The 20,779-nt window shown below is 40.7% G+C and carries 18 protein-coding genes; 16 read left to right on the top strand and 2 right to left on the bottom strand.

Annotated elements, in window-relative coordinates; all coding sequences use genetic code 11:
- Positions 1 to 54 precede the first annotated feature (54 nt).
- From nusB to yajC, 3 genes are read left to right on the top strand one after another with little or no spacing between them, the layout of a single operon-like run.
- On the top strand, positions 55 to 999 hold the full coding sequence (gene nusB / locus ACW6NC_RS13000; protein WP_457866625.1) for a transcription antitermination factor NusB: 945 nt from the start codon (positions 55 to 57) through the stop codon (positions 997 to 999).
- A gap of 49 nt (positions 1,000 to 1,048) precedes the next feature.
- Positions 1,049 to 1,516 carry a DUF1573 domain-containing protein gene (locus tag ACW6NC_RS12995; protein ID WP_457866623.1) on the top strand — a complete coding sequence of 156 codons (468 nt, stop codon included), beginning with the start codon at positions 1,049 to 1,051 and terminating at the stop codon, positions 1,514 to 1,516.
- 3 nt (positions 1,517 to 1,519) lie between these two features.
- The gene (gene yajC, locus ACW6NC_RS12990) at positions 1,520 to 1,813 is read left to right on the top strand and encodes a preprotein translocase subunit YajC (RefSeq protein WP_457866622.1); all 294 of its coding nucleotides are present in this window, start codon (positions 1,520 to 1,522) and stop codon (positions 1,811 to 1,813) included.
- 78 nt (positions 1,814 to 1,891) lie between these two features.
- Here the strand turns inward: yajC and pepT are convergent, their stop codons facing one another.
- Positions 1,892 to 3,133 carry a peptidase T gene (gene pepT, locus ACW6NC_RS12985; protein ID WP_457866620.1) on the bottom strand — a complete coding sequence of 414 codons (1,242 nt, stop codon included), beginning with the start codon at positions 3,131 to 3,133 and terminating at the stop codon, positions 1,892 to 1,894.
- A gap of 109 nt (positions 3,134 to 3,242) precedes the next feature.
- On the opposite strand from pepT, the gene ACW6NC_RS12980 reads away from it, so the two are divergent.
- The 11 genes from ACW6NC_RS12980 to guaB all read left to right on the top strand — a co-directional run bounded on the left by ACW6NC_RS12980 (position 3,243) and on the right by guaB (position 17,586).
- Entirely contained in the window at positions 3,243 to 4,262 is a 1,020-nt protein-coding gene (locus ACW6NC_RS12980) for a quinone-dependent dihydroorotate dehydrogenase (RefSeq protein WP_457866618.1), read from the top strand.
- 4 nt (positions 4,263 to 4,266) lie between these two features.
- On the top strand, positions 4,267 to 4,881 hold the full coding sequence (locus tag ACW6NC_RS12975; RefSeq protein WP_457866617.1) for a LysE family translocator: 615 nt from the start codon (positions 4,267 to 4,269) through the stop codon (positions 4,879 to 4,881).
- A 126-nt stretch (positions 4,882 to 5,007) separates the two neighbouring features.
- Complete coding sequence (locus ACW6NC_RS12970; RefSeq protein ID WP_457866616.1) at positions 5,008 to 5,871, top strand: hydroxymethylglutaryl-CoA lyase; 864 nt, start codon at positions 5,008 to 5,010, stop codon at positions 5,869 to 5,871.
- Positions 5,872 to 5,994: 123 nt separating this feature from the next.
- A complete protein-coding gene (locus ACW6NC_RS12965; protein WP_457866615.1) occupies positions 5,995 to 7,203 on the top strand; it encodes a DUF4856 domain-containing protein in 1,209 nt (402 codons plus the stop codon).
- Positions 7,204 to 7,273: 70 nt separating this feature from the next.
- Positions 7,274 to 8,395 (top strand): imelysin family protein, encoded by a 1,122-nt coding sequence (locus tag ACW6NC_RS12960; RefSeq protein WP_457866613.1) that lies wholly within the window; start codon positions 7,274 to 7,276, stop codon positions 8,393 to 8,395.
- Positions 8,396 to 8,404: 9 nt separating this feature from the next.
- A complete protein-coding gene (locus ACW6NC_RS12955) occupies positions 8,405 to 9,769 on the top strand; it encodes an HTTM domain-containing protein (protein WP_457866611.1) in 1,365 nt (454 codons plus the stop codon).
- Complete coding sequence (locus tag ACW6NC_RS12950; RefSeq protein ID WP_457866610.1) at positions 9,747 to 12,218, top strand: TonB-dependent receptor domain-containing protein; 2,472 nt, start codon at positions 9,747 to 9,749, stop codon at positions 12,216 to 12,218. Before ACW6NC_RS12955 ends, ACW6NC_RS12950 begins: the two co-directional genes overlap by 23 nt.
- Positions 12,219 to 12,346: 128 nt before the next feature.
- Positions 12,347 to 13,387 carry a Fe(3+) ABC transporter substrate-binding protein gene (locus tag ACW6NC_RS12945; RefSeq protein ID WP_457866609.1) on the top strand — a complete coding sequence of 347 codons (1,041 nt, stop codon included), beginning with the start codon at positions 12,347 to 12,349 and terminating at the stop codon, positions 13,385 to 13,387.
- Positions 13,368 to 15,029: an ABC transporter permease gene (locus ACW6NC_RS12940; protein ID WP_457866608.1), complete on the top strand. Its 1,662-nt coding sequence runs from the start codon at positions 13,368 to 13,370 to the stop codon at positions 15,027 to 15,029. The genes ACW6NC_RS12945 and ACW6NC_RS12940 overlap by 20 nt, the downstream gene beginning before the upstream one ends.
- Positions 15,026 to 16,018, top strand: a complete 993-nt coding sequence (locus ACW6NC_RS12935; RefSeq protein ID WP_457866607.1) for an ABC transporter ATP-binding protein — start codon at positions 15,026 to 15,028, stop codon at positions 16,016 to 16,018. The genes ACW6NC_RS12940 and ACW6NC_RS12935 overlap by 4 nt, the downstream gene beginning before the upstream one ends.
- A 95-nt stretch (positions 16,019 to 16,113) precedes the next feature.
- Entirely contained in the window at positions 16,114 to 17,586 is a 1,473-nt protein-coding gene (guaB, locus tag ACW6NC_RS12930; protein ID WP_457866606.1) for an IMP dehydrogenase, read from the top strand.
- 70 nt (positions 17,587 to 17,656) lie between these two features.
- Here guaB and ACW6NC_RS12925 read toward each other — a convergent pair whose 3' ends face one another.
- A complete protein-coding gene (locus ACW6NC_RS12925; protein ID WP_457866605.1) occupies positions 17,657 to 18,193 on the bottom strand; it encodes an OmpH family outer membrane protein in 537 nt (178 codons plus the stop codon).
- A 303-nt stretch (positions 18,194 to 18,496) separates the two neighbouring features.
- Between ACW6NC_RS12925 and ACW6NC_RS12920 the strand changes: the two genes are divergently transcribed.
- Positions 18,497 to 19,357: a peptidyl-prolyl cis-trans isomerase gene (locus ACW6NC_RS12920; RefSeq protein ID WP_457866604.1), complete on the top strand. Its 861-nt coding sequence runs from the start codon at positions 18,497 to 18,499 to the stop codon at positions 19,355 to 19,357.
- Positions 19,341 to 20,774 (top strand): foldase protein PrsA, encoded by a 1,434-nt coding sequence (locus tag ACW6NC_RS12915; protein ID WP_457866603.1) that lies wholly within the window; start codon positions 19,341 to 19,343, stop codon positions 20,772 to 20,774. The genes ACW6NC_RS12920 and ACW6NC_RS12915 overlap by 17 nt, the downstream gene beginning before the upstream one ends.
- Positions 20,775 to 20,779 lie beyond the last annotated feature (5 nt).

Here is a 20,779-nt window from a genome sequence, read left to right as displayed (position 1 = left end):
GCGAAGGATAACATCTTTCGCCCTTTCTAATTCTAAAAAAGTTCTTTTACACTTATGTTGACAAGAAGACATATTCGAGTTAAGGTGATGCAATCGCTTTACGCCTTTCATCAAAGCCAGAACGATAACCTGGCCACAGAAGAGAAATTCCTGATTAAAAGCATGGAGGAGATGTATGACCTGTTTCTTCTTCAGCTAAGTCTTATTACCGAAATAAGGCAAAAAGCCGAAACTTTTTTAGAAAAATCCCAACAAAAACATCTGGCCACCACAGAGGATAAGGATCCGAACCGTAAATTTTTAAATAACCGCGTCTTTGCCCTGCTTCAGGATCACGAAAGTTTACAAAAAGCCCTGGAGGATCGTAAAATCACGCATTGGAGCCGGGATGACGAATATGCGGCAATCATCTGGAATGAATTGAGGCAGAGTGATATGTATCAGGCCTATATGGCCACCCGGGAATCCAGTTTTAAGGAGGATAAAAACTTTATCATACGGATTTTTAAAGATATCATTGCGCCTAACCAAAAGTTATATGAGTACCTGGAGGATAAGAAATTAACCTGGTTGGATGACCTGCCCCTGGTAAATACAGCCATTGTGAAATTGCTTCAGAAATTAAAAGACCAACCTGGCAACTCTTTTAACCTTCCAAAATTATTTAAGAGCGATGATGATAAAGAATTCGCCAAGGAACTGTTCAGAAAAACCTATCTCAACGATGAAACTTTAGCTGATGAAATGCTGGGGAAAACTCCAAACTGGGACAAAGATCGCATCGCCGAAATCGATATGTTACTTATAAAAATGGCTATTTGTGAATTCTTGAAATTTCCCTCCATTCCGGTTAAAGTAACCATTAACGAGTATCTGGAACTGGCCAAGGAATACAGTACCCCCAAAAGCAGTATTTTTATCAATGGGGTTTTGGATAAACTTTCCAAGGAATATTCAGAAAACGGCAAACTAAATAAAATAGGTCGCGGCCTTATGTAGCACCGAATTTTTTAGTAATTTTAGCCTTTAAACCTAAAAAACAAGTAAAATGAAAAAAGGATTTTTAATGATAGCAGCAGTTGGGGCGATGCTATTTTCTTCTTGTAAAGATAACACTTCAAGTGCCTCAGATAAAGTGAAAGCAGAAAATGTGGAGACCGCGGCCGAACGCGATGCTCAGGCTACGGTTTACCCTGAAATCAGTTTCGAGGAAGAAGAGCACGATTTCGGTAATATCCCAAAAGGAGAAGCGGTGGAACATACCTTTAAATTTACCAATACTGGAAAAGCTCCTTTGGTAATTACAAATGCAAGTAGTTCCTGCGGATGTACCGTGCCCACTTATCCTAAAAACGAATCCATCCAGCCTGGAGAAACCAGAGAGATGGTCGTGAAATTTGATGGATCTGGAAGAGGCCAGGTAACCAAAACAGTTACCTTAAATGCCAATACCGAAGCCGGAAAAGAACGTATAAGAATTAAGGCTTTTGTAGAATCTGATGAAAACGCGAGCTAATAAATGGATCAATTAACCCAGTTTGCCCCAATAATCTTAATGTTTGTAGTGGTGTATTTCTTTATGATACGCCCACAAATGAAACGTGCTAAACAGGAAAAGAACTTTGCCGCCGAACTTAAAAGAGGTGACCGGATCGTTACCAAAAGTGGTATGCACGGTAAGATTGTTGATTTTAGCGAAAAAAATAATGCTGTAGTTATTGAAACCGGTGCAGGAAAGATCACTTTCGACCGCTCTTCCCTTTCAATGGAAATGAGCAGAAAGCTCAATGAACCGGCCAAACCAGAGAAATAAAAAAATAACTATACCGTTTCAATAAAAAAACCTCACTAATTCCTGTGAGGTTTTTTTATGCAGCTGTTTACCAGGTATTTACTGGTGTCTTTCAGCAGTAAGTTCGGCAATTTTTACGATAACCTCTGAAGCTTTCTGCATGCTCTCCACTGGGATATATTCATATTTTCCGTGGAAATTATGTCCTCCGGCAAAAATATTAGGACAGGGCAATCCCATATAACTTAGTTGAGCACCATCGGTACCCCCTCGGATTGGTTTAATGATCGGCTTAATATTAACTGCCTGCATGGCATTCTCAGCAATTTCAACAATATGCATTACCGGTTCGATCTTTTCACGCATATTAGCATACTGGTCCTGGATTTCAATTTCGATACATTCATGCCCGTACTGTGAACAGATCTCATTTTTAAGATCACTCATCATTATTTTTCTGGCCTTAAAGTGTTCCTTATCGTGATCCCGAATGATATATTCCAACTGGGTTTGCTCCACATTGCCTTTTATGCTGCTCAGGTGGAAAAAACCCTGACGATCCTCCGTGTGTTCCGGGGTTTCCAGTCGTGGAAGGGAACTGATGAAATCCTGGGCGATGTACATGCTATTGATCATTTTATCTTTGGCATACCCAGGGTGGACACTTTTTCCCTGCACTTTCACAATGGCCTGTGCAGCATTAAAATTCTCAAACTCCAGCTCTCCGATCTGGCTTCCATCCATAGTATAAGCCCATTGGGCCCCAAATTTTTCAATGTCGAACTTATGCGCTCCTCTTCCGATCTCTTCATCAGGGGTGAAGCAAACTCTTATTTTTCCGTGAGGAATTTCGGGGTTATCCAGGAGGTATTGCATAGCGGTCATGATCTCCGTAATTCCCGCTTTATCATCGGCACCCAAAAGACTGTTGCCATCAGTAGTGATTATAGTCTGGCCTTTATACTGGGCCAGCTCTTCAAAATATTCAGGGGAGAGAATAATGTTTTTTTCCTGATTTAATACGATCTCGTCACCATCATAATCCTCTATGATCTGAGGATTGACATTGCTTCCGTTGAAATCGGGAGAAGTATCAAAATGTGAGATAAAGCCAATGACCGGAACCTGGTAGGCTACATTAGCTGGGATGGTAGCCATGACATATCCGTTTTCATCTATATCGACCTCACTCATGCCCATCTGGACAAGTTCCTCGGCTAACTTTCGGGCGAGAACCCATTGTTTTTCCGTACTGGGAGTGGTGGTACTTTTGGGATCGCTTTGGGTATCGATTTTCACATAACTTATAAATCGATCTATAATCTGCTTTTTATTGGTCATTGGTTAGTAGTTTAGCCAAAAATAGACATTCGTTAATTTGCCTCAAAACCTTTTAAGAATAGGCTAAGTTATTTTATGATTTCATTTATTTTTGCACAAACCAACTACCATGTATAAATCATTAATAAGGTCGCTTTTATTCCACTTTGATCCGGAATGGGTTCATCATTTTACTTTTACATCTTTAAGAAATTTTGGGAAAATTCCCGGAATAAGAACCTTGCTACGAAAAAAATTTCAGATAAATGATCCACGTCTGGAAAGAGAGCTTTTTGGAATTAAATTCAAGAACCCTGTAGGTCTTGCCGCTGGCTTTGATAAAGATGCAAAACTATATCAGGAACTTGACGATCTTGGATTTGGCTTTATTGAAATAGGAACCTTGACCCCAAGGCCACAACCTGGGAACGAAAAAAAACGACTCTTCAGATTAAAGGAGGATAAGGCTATCATAAACAGGATGGGGTTCAATAATGATGGTGTTGAGGCAGCCGTTAGACGACTTAAAGCCAATAAAAATGTCATTATCGGCGGGAACATAGGGAAGAACAAGATAACGCCCAATGAAAAAGCTAGTGAGGATTATAAGATTTGTTTTGAGGCCCTCTTTGATTATGTAGATTACTTTGTAGTAAACGTGAGTTCTCCAAACACCCCGAATTTAAGGGAGCTCCAGGATAAAGAACCCCTTACAGCTCTTTTGAATAGCCTTCAAACATTAAATGCTAAAAAACCAGTACAAAAGCCAATTTTACTGAAGATTGCTCCAGATCTTAGCGATTCACAATTGCTGGATATCATTGATATTGTTAAGAATACAGGGATCGCCGGGGTGATCGCCACCAATACCACTATTTCACGAGAGGGGATACATTCGAAGCACAAAGAGGAAATCGGAGGGCTAAGTGGAATGCCATTAAAGGACCGTGCTACAGAGGTTATTCGTTTTCTCTCTGAAAAAAGTAACAAGGCTTTCCCGATCATTGGGGTGGGAGGAATTCATTCTCCTGAAGATGCCCTTGAAAAACTTGATGCCGGAGCGAGCCTGGTGCAGTTATATACCGGTTTTATCTATGAAGGACCGGGCCTCATAAAAAGAATTAATAAGGCGCTTTTAGCCAGAGTATAAGGTATTGTACGAACAGATCCTCCCTTTTTTAACCGCTTCTATGATCCTGACCATTTCTCCGGGACCCGATATCATTTATGTGATGGTACAAGGTATGGCCAACGGCAGAAAATCAGGATTTGTTACTGCCTTGGGCCTTGCCGCGGGAATCATCATACATACCAGTCTTGTGGCTTTCGGAGTTTCTGCCATTATAAAAAGTTCTCCAACGCTGTTTTTTATCATTAAGCTTTTCGGGGCCCTGTACTTGTTATACCTGGCTTACCAGGTAAGTCAAAGCGATCCTGAAGTAGCTTATTCTACCGGCGGCATAAAGAAAAAGTCCCTGGTGGGCTTGTTTAAACAAGGATTTATAATGAATGTATTAAATCCCAAGGTCACCATCTTTTTTCTTGCGTTTTTTCCCGGTTTCCTATGGGAGCCCGAAGGGAATACCGTGCTACAATTTTTTATTTTAGGAGGTATTTTTATGCTTCAAACTGTGTTGATTTTTGGTTCGGTTGCTTTACTGGCAGGAAAAATCTCGACTTACCTAAAGCAGCATAAGCAGTCCGGTGTGATCTTAAAGTGGTTGCAGATCTTGGTCTTTTTAGGTATCGCTATTTTAATTATGATCTAAAAAACAAGGGCGCCAGTTTTTTGTCAAATGAATATCGGGAATCTGGTTTTCCGCCTTTGATTTATATGAATTTTATTGAAGGGGATATTTTTTTAAATATTCTCTAAAATAGTATCTTTGGAGGCTATGGGGAAAATCAAGCTCATCGAATGTCCTAGGGATGCCATGCAGGGTATTAAAACATTCATTCCTACGGACAAAAAAGCGCAGTATATCCAGGCTTTGTTGCGTTGCGGCTTTGACACCATAGACTTTGGCAGTTTTGTATCCCCTAAAGCCATTCCCCAAATGGCCGATACCGCTGAGGTTTTGTCCAAGCTGGACCTTTCAGCCACAAAAAGTAAATTACTGGCTATAGTAGCTAATACCCGGGGAGCCACAGATGCCTCTAAATTTGGGGAGATAGATTACCTAGGTTATCCCTTTTCGATATCAGAAAACTTTCAGATGCGAAACACCCACAAAACTATTGCCGAATCCGTAGAGATTCTCAAAGAGATCCTGGAAATTGCCAACCACAGCAATAAGGAGGTGGTAGCTTACCTTTCCATGGGCTTTGGCAATCCTTATGGTGATCCCTGGAACCTGGATATAGTAGGTCGGTGGACTGAAAAACTTTCGGCAATGGGCGTAAAAATTCTTTCACTCTCCGATACTATCGGAACATCTTCCCCGGAAAATATCGAATATCTTTTTTCAAACCTTATTCCCAAATACCCCAATATAGAATTCGGAGCACACCTTCATACCACTCCTTCTAAATGGTATGAAAAAGTTGATGCAGCATACAGAGCCGGGTGTACCCGGTTTGATGGCGCCATTCAGGGGTTTGGGGGGTGTCCGATGGCAAAAGATGAATTAACGGGTAACATGCCTTCAGAAAAAATGCTTTCATATTTTAATTCCAGGAAAGCGGATACCAATATCAAGATGACCAGTTTCGAGTCTGCCCATAATGAAGCGACTAAAATCTTTTCAAAGTATCACTAGAAAATCCGTCCAGACGAAGAAAGTTGAATTTTATTTAAAATAAGTCTAAATAAAGGTTGTTGTAAAATATTTTCATTTATATATTTGTGGCCTAATATTTAATCAGTCTAAATAAAATAGAAAATGAAAAAGTTTTTGACTACGCTAGTCTTAGGAGGTTTTGCACTTACATCTTGTACCTCAGATGATCCTGTAGTTCCGGAAGAAAATCAGCTTGAGGTTCCGGCAAATTACTCGTTTGAGAGAGAAGCTGCATCTACCGTGAGTTTCCCTGGCCAAACCCTGCGTTTAAGTATGTTTAAGGAATTGTTTACCTCTTTCCAGGACTTTGACAATGCCACCCAGGCTAGTATGTCCAATATGTTTTCTAATGAAAATGAGCCGTTCTTAGCCGATGAACTCAATGAAAGCTCTAAAAGTATCAAAAGTAAAGTAGCTGCTTCAAAATTATATTTTTCTGCCAATACATTGGAGAGCAATGAGATTAAAGCAGATTTTGAATCGTTTATAGATATTCAGGCCAGCGAGGTCTTTCCAAATGAAAATGAATTGGCCGCTCCTGGTAAAGCAGGTCAAATTGCAGCGGGTTCTAAGGTGCGTTATATAGATGGAAAAGCTTTGGAGGCTGATCAGGCTTTTGCTAAGGGTCTAATCGGTGCCTTGGTAGCAGACCAGATCCTCAATAACTACCTTTCCGTTGAAGTTCTTGATGAAGGTGATAACAGGGCCAAAAATCAGCAAGGAATTGTAGAGGAGGGGAAATCCTATACCACCATGGAGCACAAGTGGGATGAAGCCTATGGATACCTTTATGGAGATCCTTCTATTCCCGGTGAAGATCCAAACAGTGTTTTAAATGAAAGTAATGACATCCTTCTTTTTAAATATATGGGGAGTGTCAATAATGACAGCGATTTTGAAGGAATTGCTGAAGAAACTTTTGAGGCTTTTAAAACCGGGAGAGCGGCCATTGTGGCTGGCGATTATGAGCTTCGCGACAAGCAGGTCGAAATTATCCGGAAAAATATCTCAAAAGTTATTGCTGTGCGTGCCATCTATTATTTGCAGTCCGGTAAAAAACAACTGGCCAATGGCGAGCAAGGCGCCGCTTTCCATTCCCTATCGGAAGGCTATGGGTTTATCTATAGTCTTAGGTTCACCCATAATCCAGCAACAGGTGCCCCTTATATTTCAGCAGAAACAGTAGCGGATTATCTCGAGCAGTTAATGGCCGGAGACGGGTTTTGGGATGTAACCCCAGAAACCCTGGATAGTATTTCAGAAGATATTGCAGCTGCTTTTGATTTTAGTGTTGCACAGGCAGCTGAATAATTTAGTGAAAAGAAACCAAAACGAACCGGGATTGAAGCATTGGCTTTAATCCTGATCTAATTTAAAGATTATGAATAAGATACTTAGATTCTCAATTTTGCCTTTGTTTGCTGCTCTGCTTTCCTGCAGTAGCGGAGACGACAAAGGGGATGATACCAAAATCGATGATTTTGACAGGGGAGAAATGCTTCAAAACTGGGCTGATAATATTATCATCCCTTCCTTTGAAAATTTTGAAGGCTACACCCAGGATCTTCAGGATAAAACCCTGGCTTTTACTCAGGAGCCTTCAGAGGCAAAACTACAAGATTTACGTAGTGCTTATCAGGAAGCTTATCTTGAGTTCCAAACTGTTTCTTTATTTGAAATAGGAGAGGCTGAAGCGGTAAATTATCGAAATTTTTTGAATACATATCCGTTGGATGCTCCTGGAGTTGAAGCGAAAATATCCGCTAATGATTTCAATCTTGAATTACCTTCGTCTTACGATAAACAGGGATTCCCGGCATTGGATTACCTGCTCAATGGACTCGGGGAAACCGATGCTCAAATCGTTGAATTTTATAGTGCCAATGAAAATGCTGAAGGATATAAAAACTATCTCGAGGATGTGTCAGAAAAGATAAACGCCTTGACCAAAACAGTTCTTTCAGGATGGGAGAATTCTTTTAGGGATGAATTTGTTGCCAATACAGGCTCTACCAGTACTGGATCCGTAGATCGGTTTACAAATGATTACGTGATGTATTTCGAAAAATTTCTCCGTTCAGGGAAAATAGGAATTCCTGCGGGAGCTTTTACTGGGAATCCTGTGCCGGGCGCCGTGGAAGCGTACTATTCTCCCTCCCTGTCTAAATCACTGTATTTAAAAGCACTGCAAAGCACCCAGGATTTCTTTAACGGACGTCATTTTAACGGAAACCAGAATGGTCCTGGTTATGATGATTATCTTGACTACCTCAATACAATAAAAGGTGGTGAGGATCTAAGCGGGCTTATCAACGGCCAATTTGAAGTGATAAAACAACAGGCCACTTCACTGGATCAGAATTTTGTGAGCCAGATAGAAAACAACAATAGTGAAATGCTGGCCGCTTTTGATGAGCTACAGCAAAACGTGGTTCTGTTGAAGGTAGATATGATGCAGGCACTTTCCATAAGTGTCGATTACGTGGATTCTGACGGTGATTAATATATCCGCATGAACCAGTGGTTTCCATCATATTTTAGTCAAAAAACCGAGGCTGCTCCCTTAGCGGTTTTTCGGATCTTCTTCGGTTTTATGATGCTTGCTAGTATCATTAGATTCTGGTTAAATGGATGGATCGAGAAATTATATATACTTCCGGAATTTTCATTTTCCTATTATGGATTTGACTGGGTGAAGCCCCTTGGAGGCTTTACCTATGTCATTTTCATTATTTGTGGGCTCTCCGCCCTAATGGTGGGGCTAGGCTATAAATACAGATTGGCCATTATCACCTTTTTTCTCAGCTTTACCTATATAGAGCTGATGGATAAAACCACTTATTTAAACCATTATTATTTTATTAGTATTCTGAGTTTTTTGCTCATATTTCTTCCTGCCAATACTTATTTTTCCGTAGATGCAAGGAAGAACTCCAATTTGGCTTATCAAAAGGTTCCACGCTGGAGTATAGATAGCATTAAACTATTGCTGGGCCTTGTTTATTTTTACGCTGGTCTTGCAAAAATAAACTCCGACTGGCTCTTAAAGGCTATGCCGCTTAAGATCTGGCTTCCGGCAAAATATGATCTTCCCTTTTTAGGAAACCTGCTGCAACAGGAATGGGTGCATTATGCTTTTAGTTGGAGTGGAATGTTATACGACCTTCTTATTCCGTTTTTATTGTTGTATCGTCGCACCCGAATTATCGCTTTCGCGCTTGTGGTGGTATTTCATGTTTTAACAAGAGTCTTATTCCCTATAGGTATGTTTCCCTATATCATGATCGTCAGCGCTCTTATTTTCTTTGATCCAAAAGTGCATCACAGGATCCTCCAAATCATCTCTCGCCTTTTCGGAATTGCTAAATCCTGTTTTGATAATGGCAGGGAACTGACAATTCTTCCAAAGAGAAGAAAATTGCTTCTCAGCTTTTTAGGCCTGTTCTTTATTGTTCAATTGCTTTTCCCCTGGAGGTATTTGCTATACCCTGGAGAACTTTTCTGGACAGAGGAAGGATTCAGGTTTTCCTGGCGGGTGATGTTAATGGAAAAAGCAGGTTATGCACAATTTAAGGTCGTGGATGGAAAAACAGGAAAACGTTTTTATGTAGATAATGCTGATTTCCTGACTCCCTTTCAGGAAAAGCAAATGGCTACCCAACCTGATTTTATCCTGCAATATGCCCATTACCTTGCCGACCACTTTAAAAAAGATGGCCACCAAAATATCGAGATTTATGTAGAAAGTTATGTAGCGCTTAATGGAAGAAAAAGCGCTCCTTATATAGATCCGGACGTTAATTTGCTGAAGGAGAACGACTCCTTTAAACACAAAACCTTTATCCTACCATTTCATGACCAGATTAGAGGCCTTTAGTTTACTTTGTTTGTTTTTTCTGACTTTTGCCGGAATCCACGCCCAGTCCCTGCGGGGAAAAGTAGTTTCTTCTGAAGATAATTCCCGGATTCCATATGCTGAAATCTATAATAAGACTACCGGGGAGCTGACTCTGGCCGATGAGAATGGCGACTTTGTTATTGAAGCTTTGCCTTCCGGAGTTTATGAGCTGGTTGTGTATAGTTTTCAGTATCAACTTGAGGAAAGAAATATTGAAATAACTGAAAATACTGAAATTACCTTTTCGCTTTTACCCCTGGCTGAAAATCTATCAGAAGTGGTCATTACCCAACGCCGTGAAAAATTATTTGCCCTGCGCAGGCTAAAAGAAGTTGAGGGTACCGCTATTTATGCGGGTAAGAAGAGTGAAGTGGTGTTGCTGGATAAAGTAACCGGGAATCTTGCAGCCAATAATGCCAGGCAGATTTATAACCAGGTTGTGGGTTTAAATATTTATGATAATGGCGATGCAGGTTTACAACTAAATATTGGTGGAAGAGGCTTGGATCCTAATCGGACGCAAAATTTCAATACCCGCCAAAACGGTTATGATATTTCGGCAGATGTTCTTGGTTATCCTGAAAGCTATTATACACCTCCCCCTGAAGCTTTGAGCGAGATACAGGTAGTTCGGGGAGCTGCTTCCCTGCAATATGGGACACAATTTGGTGGGCTCATTAATTTCAAATTTAAAAAACCAAATCCTTTTAAGAAGTTCGAACTTATCAGTCGGCAATCTTTAGGATCTTATGGTCTTTTTACCAGTTTTAATAGTGCAAGTGGTACCCTGGGTAAGTTTAGTTACTACACCTATTATAACTATAAGTCGGGAAATGGTTTTAGGCCAAATTCTCAATATGAATCCCATAATGTATTTGCTCATATGGGTTGGAAATTTAATGAGAAAACCCAACTGAGTTTTGAATATACCTGGCTGGATTACCTGGCCCAACAACCCGGTGGATTAACCGACCTTCAGTTTTACGAAAATCCCGAGTTCAGCAATCGCTCGCGCAATTGGTTTGATGTTAACTGGAATTTGTTTGCCTTAAAGCTACAACATCAATTTTCTGAAAAGACCGAATTCAGTTTAAACCTATTTGGTCTTGATGCTTCCAGGGAAGCACTCGGATATCGACAAAACAGGGTTTCTCAACCAGACGATCCCCAGCAGCCAAGGGAACTGCTTTTTGATGATTTTAGCAATTGGGGTGCCGAAGCGCGCCTGCTTACCCGATATAATTTTCTTGGAGAGGAATCGGTTTTTCTTATAGGGAGCAAATACTATGATGCCGATAACTTTCAAAGACAGGGTCCGGGAACCGCTGCTTCTAATCCTGATTTTAGTTTTGCCACTTCAGCCTATCCTAATTATCCGCGACAGTCCGCTTTCCGTTTTCCCAATAAGAACCTTGCAGTTTTTGGGGAAAACATTTTCCATTTCAGCAAAAGGTTTTCTATAACCCCCGGTTTCCGGTTTGAATATATCCATACCCAAAGCCAGGGAAGTTTTAAAAACATCTTTACCGATCTTGCAGGAAATGTGCTCCAAAATGAAACTATTTCAGATAACAGGGAGTTTGAGCGGGGTTTTGTACTATTAGGAGTAGGTGCTGCCTATAAAATAGACCCTGATAATGAGGTCTACGGTAATTTCTCCCAAAACTACCGGTCTGTGACCTTTAATGATATAAGGGTTGTAAACCCTGTTTTCCAGGTGGATCCCAATATTACCGATGAAGAAGGTTTTACTGCCGATTTGGGACTGCGCGGGAGATGGCAAAATTTATCTTATGATGCCAGTATTTTTGGACTCAGGTACAACAACAGGATCGGGGAAGTGCTTAGAGCAGAAGTACGCGAAAATGCCTCCGGAGAGCTGGTTGAGACCGGCCGCCTGGTGCGCTTTAGAGGGAATATAGGGGATGCTTTTATTTACGGAATTGAGACTTTTGCGGATTGGAACCTAAAGAATGCGCTTTTTGGAGAGGACGGTGATTTTCTTGCCAGTATATTCCTTAATACCGCTTTTACCCAATCGGAATATACCGATTCTGCCCAAACCAACGTAGAAGGGAACAAGGTTGAATTTATTCCAGCAGTAAACCTTAAATCCGGATTGACCTTTGGATATAAAAATCTCTTGGGTAGTCTGCAGTATACCTACCTTTCCAGTCAATTTACCGATGCTACCAATGCCGCACAGGACAGGCGTGATTCCCAAAGGGGTATAGAAGGTGAAATCCCATCCTATGGGGTAATGGACCTTTCTTTCTCTTATTCTTATAAACGATTTAAGTTGGAGACAGGGATTAATAATTTACTAAACAATACTTATTTTACCAGAAGGGCAACAGGTTATCCCGGTCCAGGAATTATCCCTGCCCAGCCAATCACCTGGTATAGCAGCCTTCAATTTAAGTTGTAATTGGAAAAAGTTTTGAACTGAACCGATGTCGGGTCCTGATAAAGGATAGGCTTGGCATCAAAAGCCGCTAAATCTTATTTAAAACAATTCTAAATAACTATATTTGGCATATAATAAAATCTCTAAAAATGAAAAAATTGATTCTCGGACTATTCAGTCTGGTGTTAGTGTTCTCCTGTAAGAACGCTGAGGAAGAACAAAAGAAAGAAGATACTTCCCAGGAAGTAAATGTTTATACTCACAGGCATTATGAATCTGATCAGAAACTCTTTGAGCAATTTGAGTCAGAGACAGGAATAAAGGTAAATGTGATCAACGCCAGCGCCGATGAACTCATTCAGAAAATGAGCATGGAAGGGGAACAGTCTCCTGCCGATGTTTTAATTACCGTGGATGCCGGAAGATTGGAGCGTGCAAAAACCAAGGATCTGTTACAACCTGCCGAATCTGAGGTTCTGGAAAATACCATTGCTTCTCATTTGAAGGATACCGACAATCATTGGTTTGCCCTTACCAAACGAGCCCGTGTTATAGCCTATGCTAAGGACCGGGTAAAACCTGAAGAACTTTCTACCTACGAAGATCTGGCTTCAGAAAAATGGAATGGAAAACTGCTTATCCGTAGTTCAGGGAATATTTATAACCAAAGCCTGATGGCTTCTATGATAGTGAATAATGGGGAAGAAGAGGCCAAGAAATGGGCAGAAGCCATAGTGAATAATATGGCTCGTTCTCCAAAAGGCAATGATCGGGACCAGGTGAAAGCTGTAGTCGCCGGAGAAGGTGACCTGGCTATTGTAAATACTTATTATATTGGGAAACTGCTTAATTCAGAGGACCCGGAAGAAGTCAAAGCTGGGGAACAGGTGGGGTTATTTTTTCCTAATCAGGATGGGCGTGGTACCCATATTAATGTAAGTGGTGCAGGGGTAGCAAAACATGCTCCCAATAAGGAGAATGCCATAAAATTTATTGAATTTCTTGTCTCAAAGCAGGCTCAGGAAGTCTTTGCGCATTCCAACTATGAATATCCGGTCAATGAAGCCGTGGAACCCGCTGCACTTTTAAAAGAATGGGGTAATTTCAAGGAGGATACCATAAATCTTTCAAAGCTTGGACAAAATAATAAAAAGGCAGTAATGCTATTCGATGAAGCAGGCTGGAAATAGTCACATATTTTCTTTTAGAGCAAGGCTTAACCGTCTTAAAAGAGATACCAACAGATGGTCGGTTTTTACACTGGCCATCGTTGCTTTTATAGCCCTGCCAATTATTTCTATTGGGGTCAAACTTTTTGCAGGGCCTGGGGAAACCTGGAGTCATCTCGTAGATCACCTTTTGGCAGATTATATCGGAAATACTTTTTTCCTGATTTTTTTCTGTAGCCTTTTGGTGCTTTTATTGGGGGTCAGCAGTGCATGGCTGGTGTCCCGATTTCAATTTCCTTTTAGAAAGCAGATGGAATGGTTGCTAATACTTCCCCTGGCAATTCCTTCCTATATCGTAGCCTATGCCTATGCAGGTATCTTCGATTATGGAGGTAGTTTTGAGCTATTGCTAAGGTTCGCTAATATGGAATTCATCCGTATTGATATGATGAATAAATACGGCCTTGCTTTTGTACTTAGTATTTCACTGTTTCCTTATGTGTATGTGAGCTCCAGGGCATTTTTTCTAAACCAGGCTGGAAACCTGCTGGAGGCCTCTACCATGCTGGGTATAGGAGAATTCAAATCATTTTTTAAGCTGATATTACCCTTAGCTCGTCCTGCCATCATCGCTGGACTTATCCTGGTGCTAATGGAAGTGCTTAACGATTATGGGGCAGCCCAGTACTTTGGGGTAAATACTTTTACAACCGGAATCTTTAGGGCGTGGTTTGCTTTAGAAGAACCCGAGACCGCGATCTATCTTTCAGCTTTGCTGATCACTTTCGTCTTTGGCCTTATTTCCTTTGAAAAGTGGCAAAGAAAAAACATGAAAGTGGCTTCTGAAAAGGCTTCAAAATATTCCCATCGCAAAGCATTCAAAAAACCGACACAATGGATGATTTTCTTAATTGTTCTAATTCCGGTGAGCTTTGGTTTTTTTATTCCATTATCCCAACTTATCTATTGGGCGATACTGACCGCCGGAAATGTTTTTGATCTTGATTTTTTGATGTTGTCTCTGCAAAGCCTTTGGATTGCCTTAGTGACATCTGTGGTTACGGTATTTATTGCTACATTACTGATTTATCTTGCCAAATGGAGTAGTAACCATGCTGTTAAGAACCTGTCTAAAATCGGTATCCTGGGTTACGCGATCCCAGGGGCAGTAATTGCCATTGGAATAATGATACCTACCCTGGCTTTAGATAAATGGATTATTGGATTAATGGATAAATTTTTTGGAATAAGTGTAGGCTTACTTTTTAACGGAAGTCTTGTTGCACTGGTCTATGCCTATGCCGTCCGTTTTATGGCAGTGGCCTACAACCCAATTGAATCCACGGGTCTAAAAGTCAGTAGTAACATTCCTGATTCTTCCAGGATGTTAGGGGTTGGAAATTTTGAAACTTTCCTCCGTGTGGAATTCCCTCTTATAAAAACCGGTATACTCAGCGCCATGATCCTTGTGTTTATCGATGTGATGAAGGAATTGCCTCTTACTCTTATTCTTAAACCATTTCACATAAACACTCTTGCTGTGAAAGCCTTTGAATATGCTAGCGACGAATTGATCATGGAGGCTGCTATTCCCTCCTTATTTATTATATTCACGGCAGCTTTTCCAGTTATATTCCTTAATAGATTACTTATAAAAGAATGAAGATGCTGATTGTAGATACGCTTTCTAAAAGCTTTGACAAGGGCAAGAGTTTTGCCTTGAAAGATGTCTCCTTTACCCTGGAAAAGGGGAATGTTTGCGCAATAGTAGGAGAGAGTGGGAGTGGGAAAACAACCCTGGTTAGAATAATTGCTGGTTTGGAAAGACCTGATGGAGGAGTGGTGAGTCTTTTAGGCAAAGAGGTTTCTTCGATACGGAAGATAGTAGCCCCTGAAAAGAGAAATATCGGCCTGGTTTTTCAGGAGTATGCACTTTTTCCGCATTTTGATTTACTGAAAAATGTGATGTATGGAATTTCAAAGCTGAAAAATAAAAAGGAACGTGCCCAGGAAATGCTCGAACTTGTGGGCTTAAAAGGAATGGAACATCGTTATCCCGATCAGCTCTCTGGAGGTCAGCAACAGCGGGTTGCTTTGGCTAGGGCTTTAGCGCCTAATCCCTCATTGCTTATTTTAGATGAACCATTTAGTAACCTGGATTCCATGTTAAGAATGCAGTTGAGAAGCCAGGTCTTTGAGATCATAAAACAAACTGGGGTCACCGCAATATTTGTGACACATGATACACAAGACGCCCTCTCTGTGGCAGATGAGATCCTTATCTTACAAGATGGAAAAATCATTCAGAAGGACCAACCTGCCAATCTCTATATCAAACCATCCTCCATTTATGTCGCTTCTTTGTTTGGAAATACCATTGAGCTTAATAAAGAGATGCAGACTGCTTTTGCCTGTCCACTTAACCCGAAATGCGAACACGCCATTCGCAATGAGAATTTGTGTATAAATGAAGAGTGCGAGTATGTGACACATGCCAGGGTATTAAAAAAGACTTTCCTGGGTACAGGTACACAGTTGCTTCTCAAACTTGATAACGGTCATAAAATTTCGGTATTTACTAAGGAAAGTGATATTGCTGATCGTATTAAAATAGGTTTTAACGCTACAGATCTCCTTGAATTTACCGGTTAGCAGTTGCTTAGAGCTTGCTTTTGTAACTTATTCTGTTTTAAAGGATTTTTGTTATAAAAACTGTATATTTGCACGCAATTAAATCCTTAATTGCTATGACCGCACACGAATCCAAAATTTTAGGGGAAGGCCTTACTTATGACGACGTTCTATTGGTTCCCGCCTTTTCTGATGTCCTTCCCAGAGAAGTTGATATAAGCTCAAAATTCACCAAAAATATACGCATAAACGTTCCTATTGTCTCTGCAGCAATGGATACGGTTACCGAATCTAGAATGGCTATCGCTATTGCCCGTGAAGGTGGTATTGGTGTTTTGCACAAGAATATGGGGATTGAAGCCCAGGCACTAAAAGTGCGTAAGGTAAAACGTGCCGAAAGCGGTATGATAATAGATCCTGTGACTCTTTCAATTTCAGCCAGTGTAAGCGATGCCAAATCAAGTATGAAGGAGCATAGCATTGGAGGAATACCCATTGTAGATGAGCAGGGCAAATTACTTGGTATTGTCACCAACAGGGACTTAAGATTTGAAAAGAATAATAACCGTCCAATTTCAGAGGTAATGACCTCGGAAAACCTCGTGACGGTAGCCGAGGGTACTTCTCTGGATGAAGCCGAGGATATTCTTCAGGAATTTAAAATAGAGAAACTACCTGTGGTCAATGCGGAAAAGAAACTGGTGGGATTAATTACCTTTAGGGATATCACTAAACTTTCCCAGAAACCTACCGCTAATAAGGATTCTTACGGAAGACTTCGTGTTGCGGCAGCGATCGGCGTTACCGGAGATGCCGTGGAGAGGGCCGGAGCACTGGTCAAAGCCGGGGTTGATGCGGTAGTCATTGATACGGCCCATGGTCACACCAGGGGGGTTGTTCACGTTTTACAGGAAGTAAAGAAAAACTTTCCTGAACTTGAGGTAGTGGTAGGAAATATTGCTACTGCGGAGGCCGCTAAATATTTGGCTGATGCCGGGGCCGATGCCGTGAAGGTTGGTATTGGACCAGGCTCTATATGTACTACCAGGGTAGTAGCCGGGGTTGGTTTTCCTCAGTTCTCTGCGGTTCTGGAAGTAGCGGAAGCGCTCAAGGGTTCTGGTGTTCCGGTAATTGCGGATGGAGGAATACGTTATACCGGGGATATCCCAAAAGCACTTGCTGCCGGAGCTGACTGCGTGATGCTTGGGTCCTTACTTGCCGGTACCAAGGAATCGCCAGGAGAGACCATAATCTTTGAAGGTAGAAAATTTAAGTCTTATCGTGGAATGGGCTCCGTGGAGGCCATGAACAAAGGTTCTAAGGACAGGTACTTCCAGGATGTTGAAGATGATATTAAAAAACTGGTACCAGAGGGGATCGTGGGACGCGTTCCTTATAAAGGAGATCTTGAAGAGAGTATTCACCAATTTGTTGGAGGCTTGCGTGCTGGAATGGGCTACTGCGGTGCCAAAGATATTGAGAGTTTGAAAGAAAGAGGAAAATTTGTGAAGATCACATCTTCAGGTATTCACGAAAGCCATCCTCATAATGTTACAATAACCAAAGAATCGCCAAACTACAGCAGGTAGATCTTAAATTAATAAATAAAAAACCCGGCATCGACCGGGTTTTTATTTGCTGATTATCGAGTACAGAACTTTAATCTTCTTCTGTTTCTTTTTCCTGAACTTCATCAGGATCGATACCTAATTTTTCCAGTACTTTTTCCGTAATATCAAAACGCTCATCGGCAAAGGCCATACTGTTACCATTAGCATGAAAAATTTGGGTGTAGCCTTCCTCCTGGATTACCTGTTGCATCGCCTGGTTGATCTCCTCATAAAGAGGCTTGGTAAGTTCATTTCTGCGCATTTGCATCATCACAGAAGCGCGCTGCCTGAAACCTTTAATATCATTCTCAAGACCAATAATTTCGTTTTCTTTTTCGGCTCTTTCTTCTTCTGTTAAGGACTCCCTGTCTTTCTGGTACACCTCGATCAGTCCTTCATATTCCTGAATGGTTTCCTGTAGGTCATCCTGCATCTCCTTGTTATAGTCTTGCAGTCCAAGGTTTACCTCTTCCATAGCAGGCATTTGGGTCAGTATATAGTCGGCATCAATAGTGCCCGTTTTGGTTTGGGCATGGCCAGTATAGGCTACAAGTACAAATGCAATTAATAAGAATATTTTTTTCATAATTGAATAGATTTTTGGCAAATATAACCGCCCAAAAGAATAATTCACAGTTTTTATTTAATAAAAACAATAAAAAAATATCAGTTCAAATTCCTTATATCCTAATTATTGGAAAAAGAATAATAACCTTAAACCGGATATTACAGAAAATGAGGACAGGGATTATAATTTTAAAATGGAATAATCGTTTTTGGTTAAGCTTGTAGAACCTAAAGGAATTCTTATTTTTGCTCACATTGTAAAAGGCACTGGAATAGCAATTTGTAAATGGTATACAAATTGCTTGCCTTAACTAAAAAAGTATTGAAACCTAAACTTCGATTTTTCCTAATTTTAATGCTGGCCTTTGGGGTGACAGCCTGTAATTTATTGGAAGAAAAGGATGAGCGAAAAGTCGTGGCACGGGTCAATGATTCCTATCTTTATGAAGATGATATTAAGGCGCTTCTTAATGAAGACACCAGTGCGGAAGATAGTAGTCTGATTGTATCGACTTATATTACCCGTTGGGCTACCCAGCAACTGATCGTCGACCGGGCTCAGCTGAATCTTTCGGAAGAACAACAGAAAGAGTTCAATGAATTGGTTGAGAATTACAGAAACGAACTTTACACCAATGCTTATACGGAAGCCCTGGCTAGAAAAAATATGGACACTAGTTTTACCCCATCCGAGCTTCAAAGCTATTATGAGGAGAATAAAGAAAACTTTAAATTAAGGGAAGACCTGGTGAAATTAAGGTATATCAACCTGGATAAGAACCTTAACAATATTAACCAGATCAAAGATTGGTTTGAACGATTTAATGAAGAAGACAGGCAGGAACTGGATAAAATTTCCCTACAATTTAAAAACTACTCCTTTAACGATTCGGTTTGGGTAAAAACCAAATCGGTTTATGATAAAATAAAACCTTTAAGTATAGAAGATCGGTCAGATCTTCTTAAAACTTCTAATTTTCTTCAACTTGAAGATTCTTTAGATGTATATTTGATTTATGTTAATGATGTCCTCGAGAAGAATGAACAGGCTCCATTGGAATATGCCCGGCATTCGATAAAACAGATTTTGCTTAATAAAAGAAAGCTTGATCTAACAAAAGAACTTGAAAAAGAAATTACAAAAGATGCAATTAAAAACAATCAATTTGAGATTTACCACTAAACTTTGCGCACTGATCTTCGGATTATTTTTTAGTCTGAATGCTTCGGCCCAGGATGTTATTGTAACAGACAGTACTGCGATCCAACCTGAGGAGGAGTTAGCACAAAATACAGAAAATGACGGTGAATTTAAGCGTAGAAAGGTCGATGGGATCGCTGCGGTAATCGGAGATTATATTGTCCTGGAAAGCGATGTTCAGCTGATGTATAAGGATATGCAAAGCCAGGGAATGTCTACAGCAGGGATCACCGATTGCCAACTAGCGGGATCTCTAATGGAAAACAAGCTTTATGCCCACCACGCCATACAGGATAGTATCATCATTATGGATTCAGAGATCAATAATTATATCGACCAGCAAATCAGCCAAATGGTAAACCAGGTTGGTTCGATGGAAAAAGTACTTGAATTCTATAAGAAAGATACCGAGGAGGAGTTCCGAAGTGAGTTGTTTGAACTTAATAAAGAAAGACAGCTTGCCAGCCGGATGCAGCAGCGTATTATCGAGGATGTGGAAATTACACCAGAGGAGGTAAGAGAATATTTTGATAACATTCCTGAAGACCAGCTTCCCATGTTTGGAGAAGAGGTGGAGCTTGCCCAGATCGTGATAAGACCTGAGATCCCTGAATCCGAAAAAAATAAAGTGATTTCACGGCTTAACGAATTTAAAGCCGATGTGGAAGACAATGATGCTAATTTTGGAACCAAGGCCATACTTTACAGCCAGGACCCGGGAAGTGCTAGCAATGGCGGTCAAATAAGTCTTTCCCGAAAAGACAATTTTGTTCAGGAATTCAAGGATGTTGCTTTCAGTCTTCAGCAGGGAGAGGTTAGTGAACCATTTGAAACTGAGTTCGGATTCCATATTATTCAGGTTGATCGTATTCGAGGCCAGACAGTAGACCTTCGTCATATATTGCTTATTCCTGATGTGAACAGGGCGTCAGTCGAAGAGGCTAAAAGTAAGATTGACAGTATTCGTAAGCGGGTTAATGAAGGTGTCCTTGATTTTGCGGAAGCCGCAAGAGAATTTTCAGATGAAGAAGAAACTAGAAACGATGGAGGGCGTCTAATGAATCCGCAAACCGGTGATAGTCGTTTTGAGCTCTCGAAGGTGGATCCAAAACTTTATGACCAGATCGGGGAATTGCAGGAGGGAGAACTATCCCTAAGATTAACCGAACAGGACCGAACCGGGCGGCCAACCTTTAAATTAATTAAAGTAACTAAAAGAATACCCGAACATAAGGCTAATTACTCTACTGATTATATGAAGATCAAGGAGCTTGCTCTTCGTGATAAACAAATGGAAGCCATTGAGGAATGGCAGAAGTCGAAGATCGATGAAACCTATGTGAAGGTTAGTGGAAAATATCGGGATTGCGAGTATAGCAGTAACTGGCTTAAAAACTAATAAAG

The organism is Salegentibacter profundi, from assembly GCF_054121475.1.
This window is presented reverse-complemented; position numbering and strand designations above follow the sequence as displayed.

Bases quoted from the DNA above. Each gene is read 5' to 3' on its own strand.
- ACW6NC_RS12945 (WP_457866609.1), top strand. From the start codon at position 12,347: ATGAAAAAATTGATTCTCGGACTATTCAGTCTGGTGTTAGTGTTCTCC.
- ACW6NC_RS12950 (WP_457866610.1), top strand. From the start codon at position 9,747: ATGACCAGATTAGAGGCCTTTAGTTTACTTTGTTTGTTTTTTCTGACT.
- ACW6NC_RS12935 (WP_457866607.1), top strand. From the start codon at position 15,026: ATGAAGATGCTGATTGTAGATACGCTTTCTAAAAGCTTTGACAAGGGC.
- ACW6NC_RS12925 (WP_457866605.1), bottom strand. From the start codon at position 18,193: ATGAAAAAAATATTCTTATTAATTGCATTTGTACTTGTAGCCTATACT.
- ACW6NC_RS12965 (WP_457866615.1), top strand. From the start codon at position 5,995: ATGAAAAAGTTTTTGACTACGCTAGTCTTAGGAGGTTTTGCACTTACA.
- ACW6NC_RS12980 (WP_457866618.1), top strand. From the start codon at position 3,243: ATGTATAAATCATTAATAAGGTCGCTTTTATTCCACTTTGATCCGGAA.
- nusB (WP_457866625.1), top strand. From the start codon at position 55: ATGTTGACAAGAAGACATATTCGAGTTAAGGTGATGCAATCGCTTTAC.
- yajC (WP_457866622.1), top strand. From the start codon at position 1,520: ATGGATCAATTAACCCAGTTTGCCCCAATAATCTTAATGTTTGTAGTG.
- ACW6NC_RS12960 (WP_457866613.1), top strand. From the start codon at position 7,274: ATGAATAAGATACTTAGATTCTCAATTTTGCCTTTGTTTGCTGCTCTG.
- ACW6NC_RS12940 (WP_457866608.1), top strand. From the start codon at position 13,368: ATGAAGCAGGCTGGAAATAGTCACATATTTTCTTTTAGAGCAAGGCTT.
- pepT (WP_457866620.1), bottom strand. From the start codon at position 3,133: ATGACCAATAAAAAGCAGATTATAGATCGATTTATAAGTTATGTGAAA.
- ACW6NC_RS12955 (WP_457866611.1), top strand. From the start codon at position 8,405: ATGAACCAGTGGTTTCCATCATATTTTAGTCAAAAAACCGAGGCTGCT.
- ACW6NC_RS12970 (WP_457866616.1), top strand. From the start codon at position 5,008: ATGGGGAAAATCAAGCTCATCGAATGTCCTAGGGATGCCATGCAGGGT.
- ACW6NC_RS12995 (WP_457866623.1), top strand. From the start codon at position 1,049: ATGAAAAAAGGATTTTTAATGATAGCAGCAGTTGGGGCGATGCTATTT.
- guaB (WP_457866606.1), top strand. From the start codon at position 16,114: ATGACCGCACACGAATCCAAAATTTTAGGGGAAGGCCTTACTTATGAC.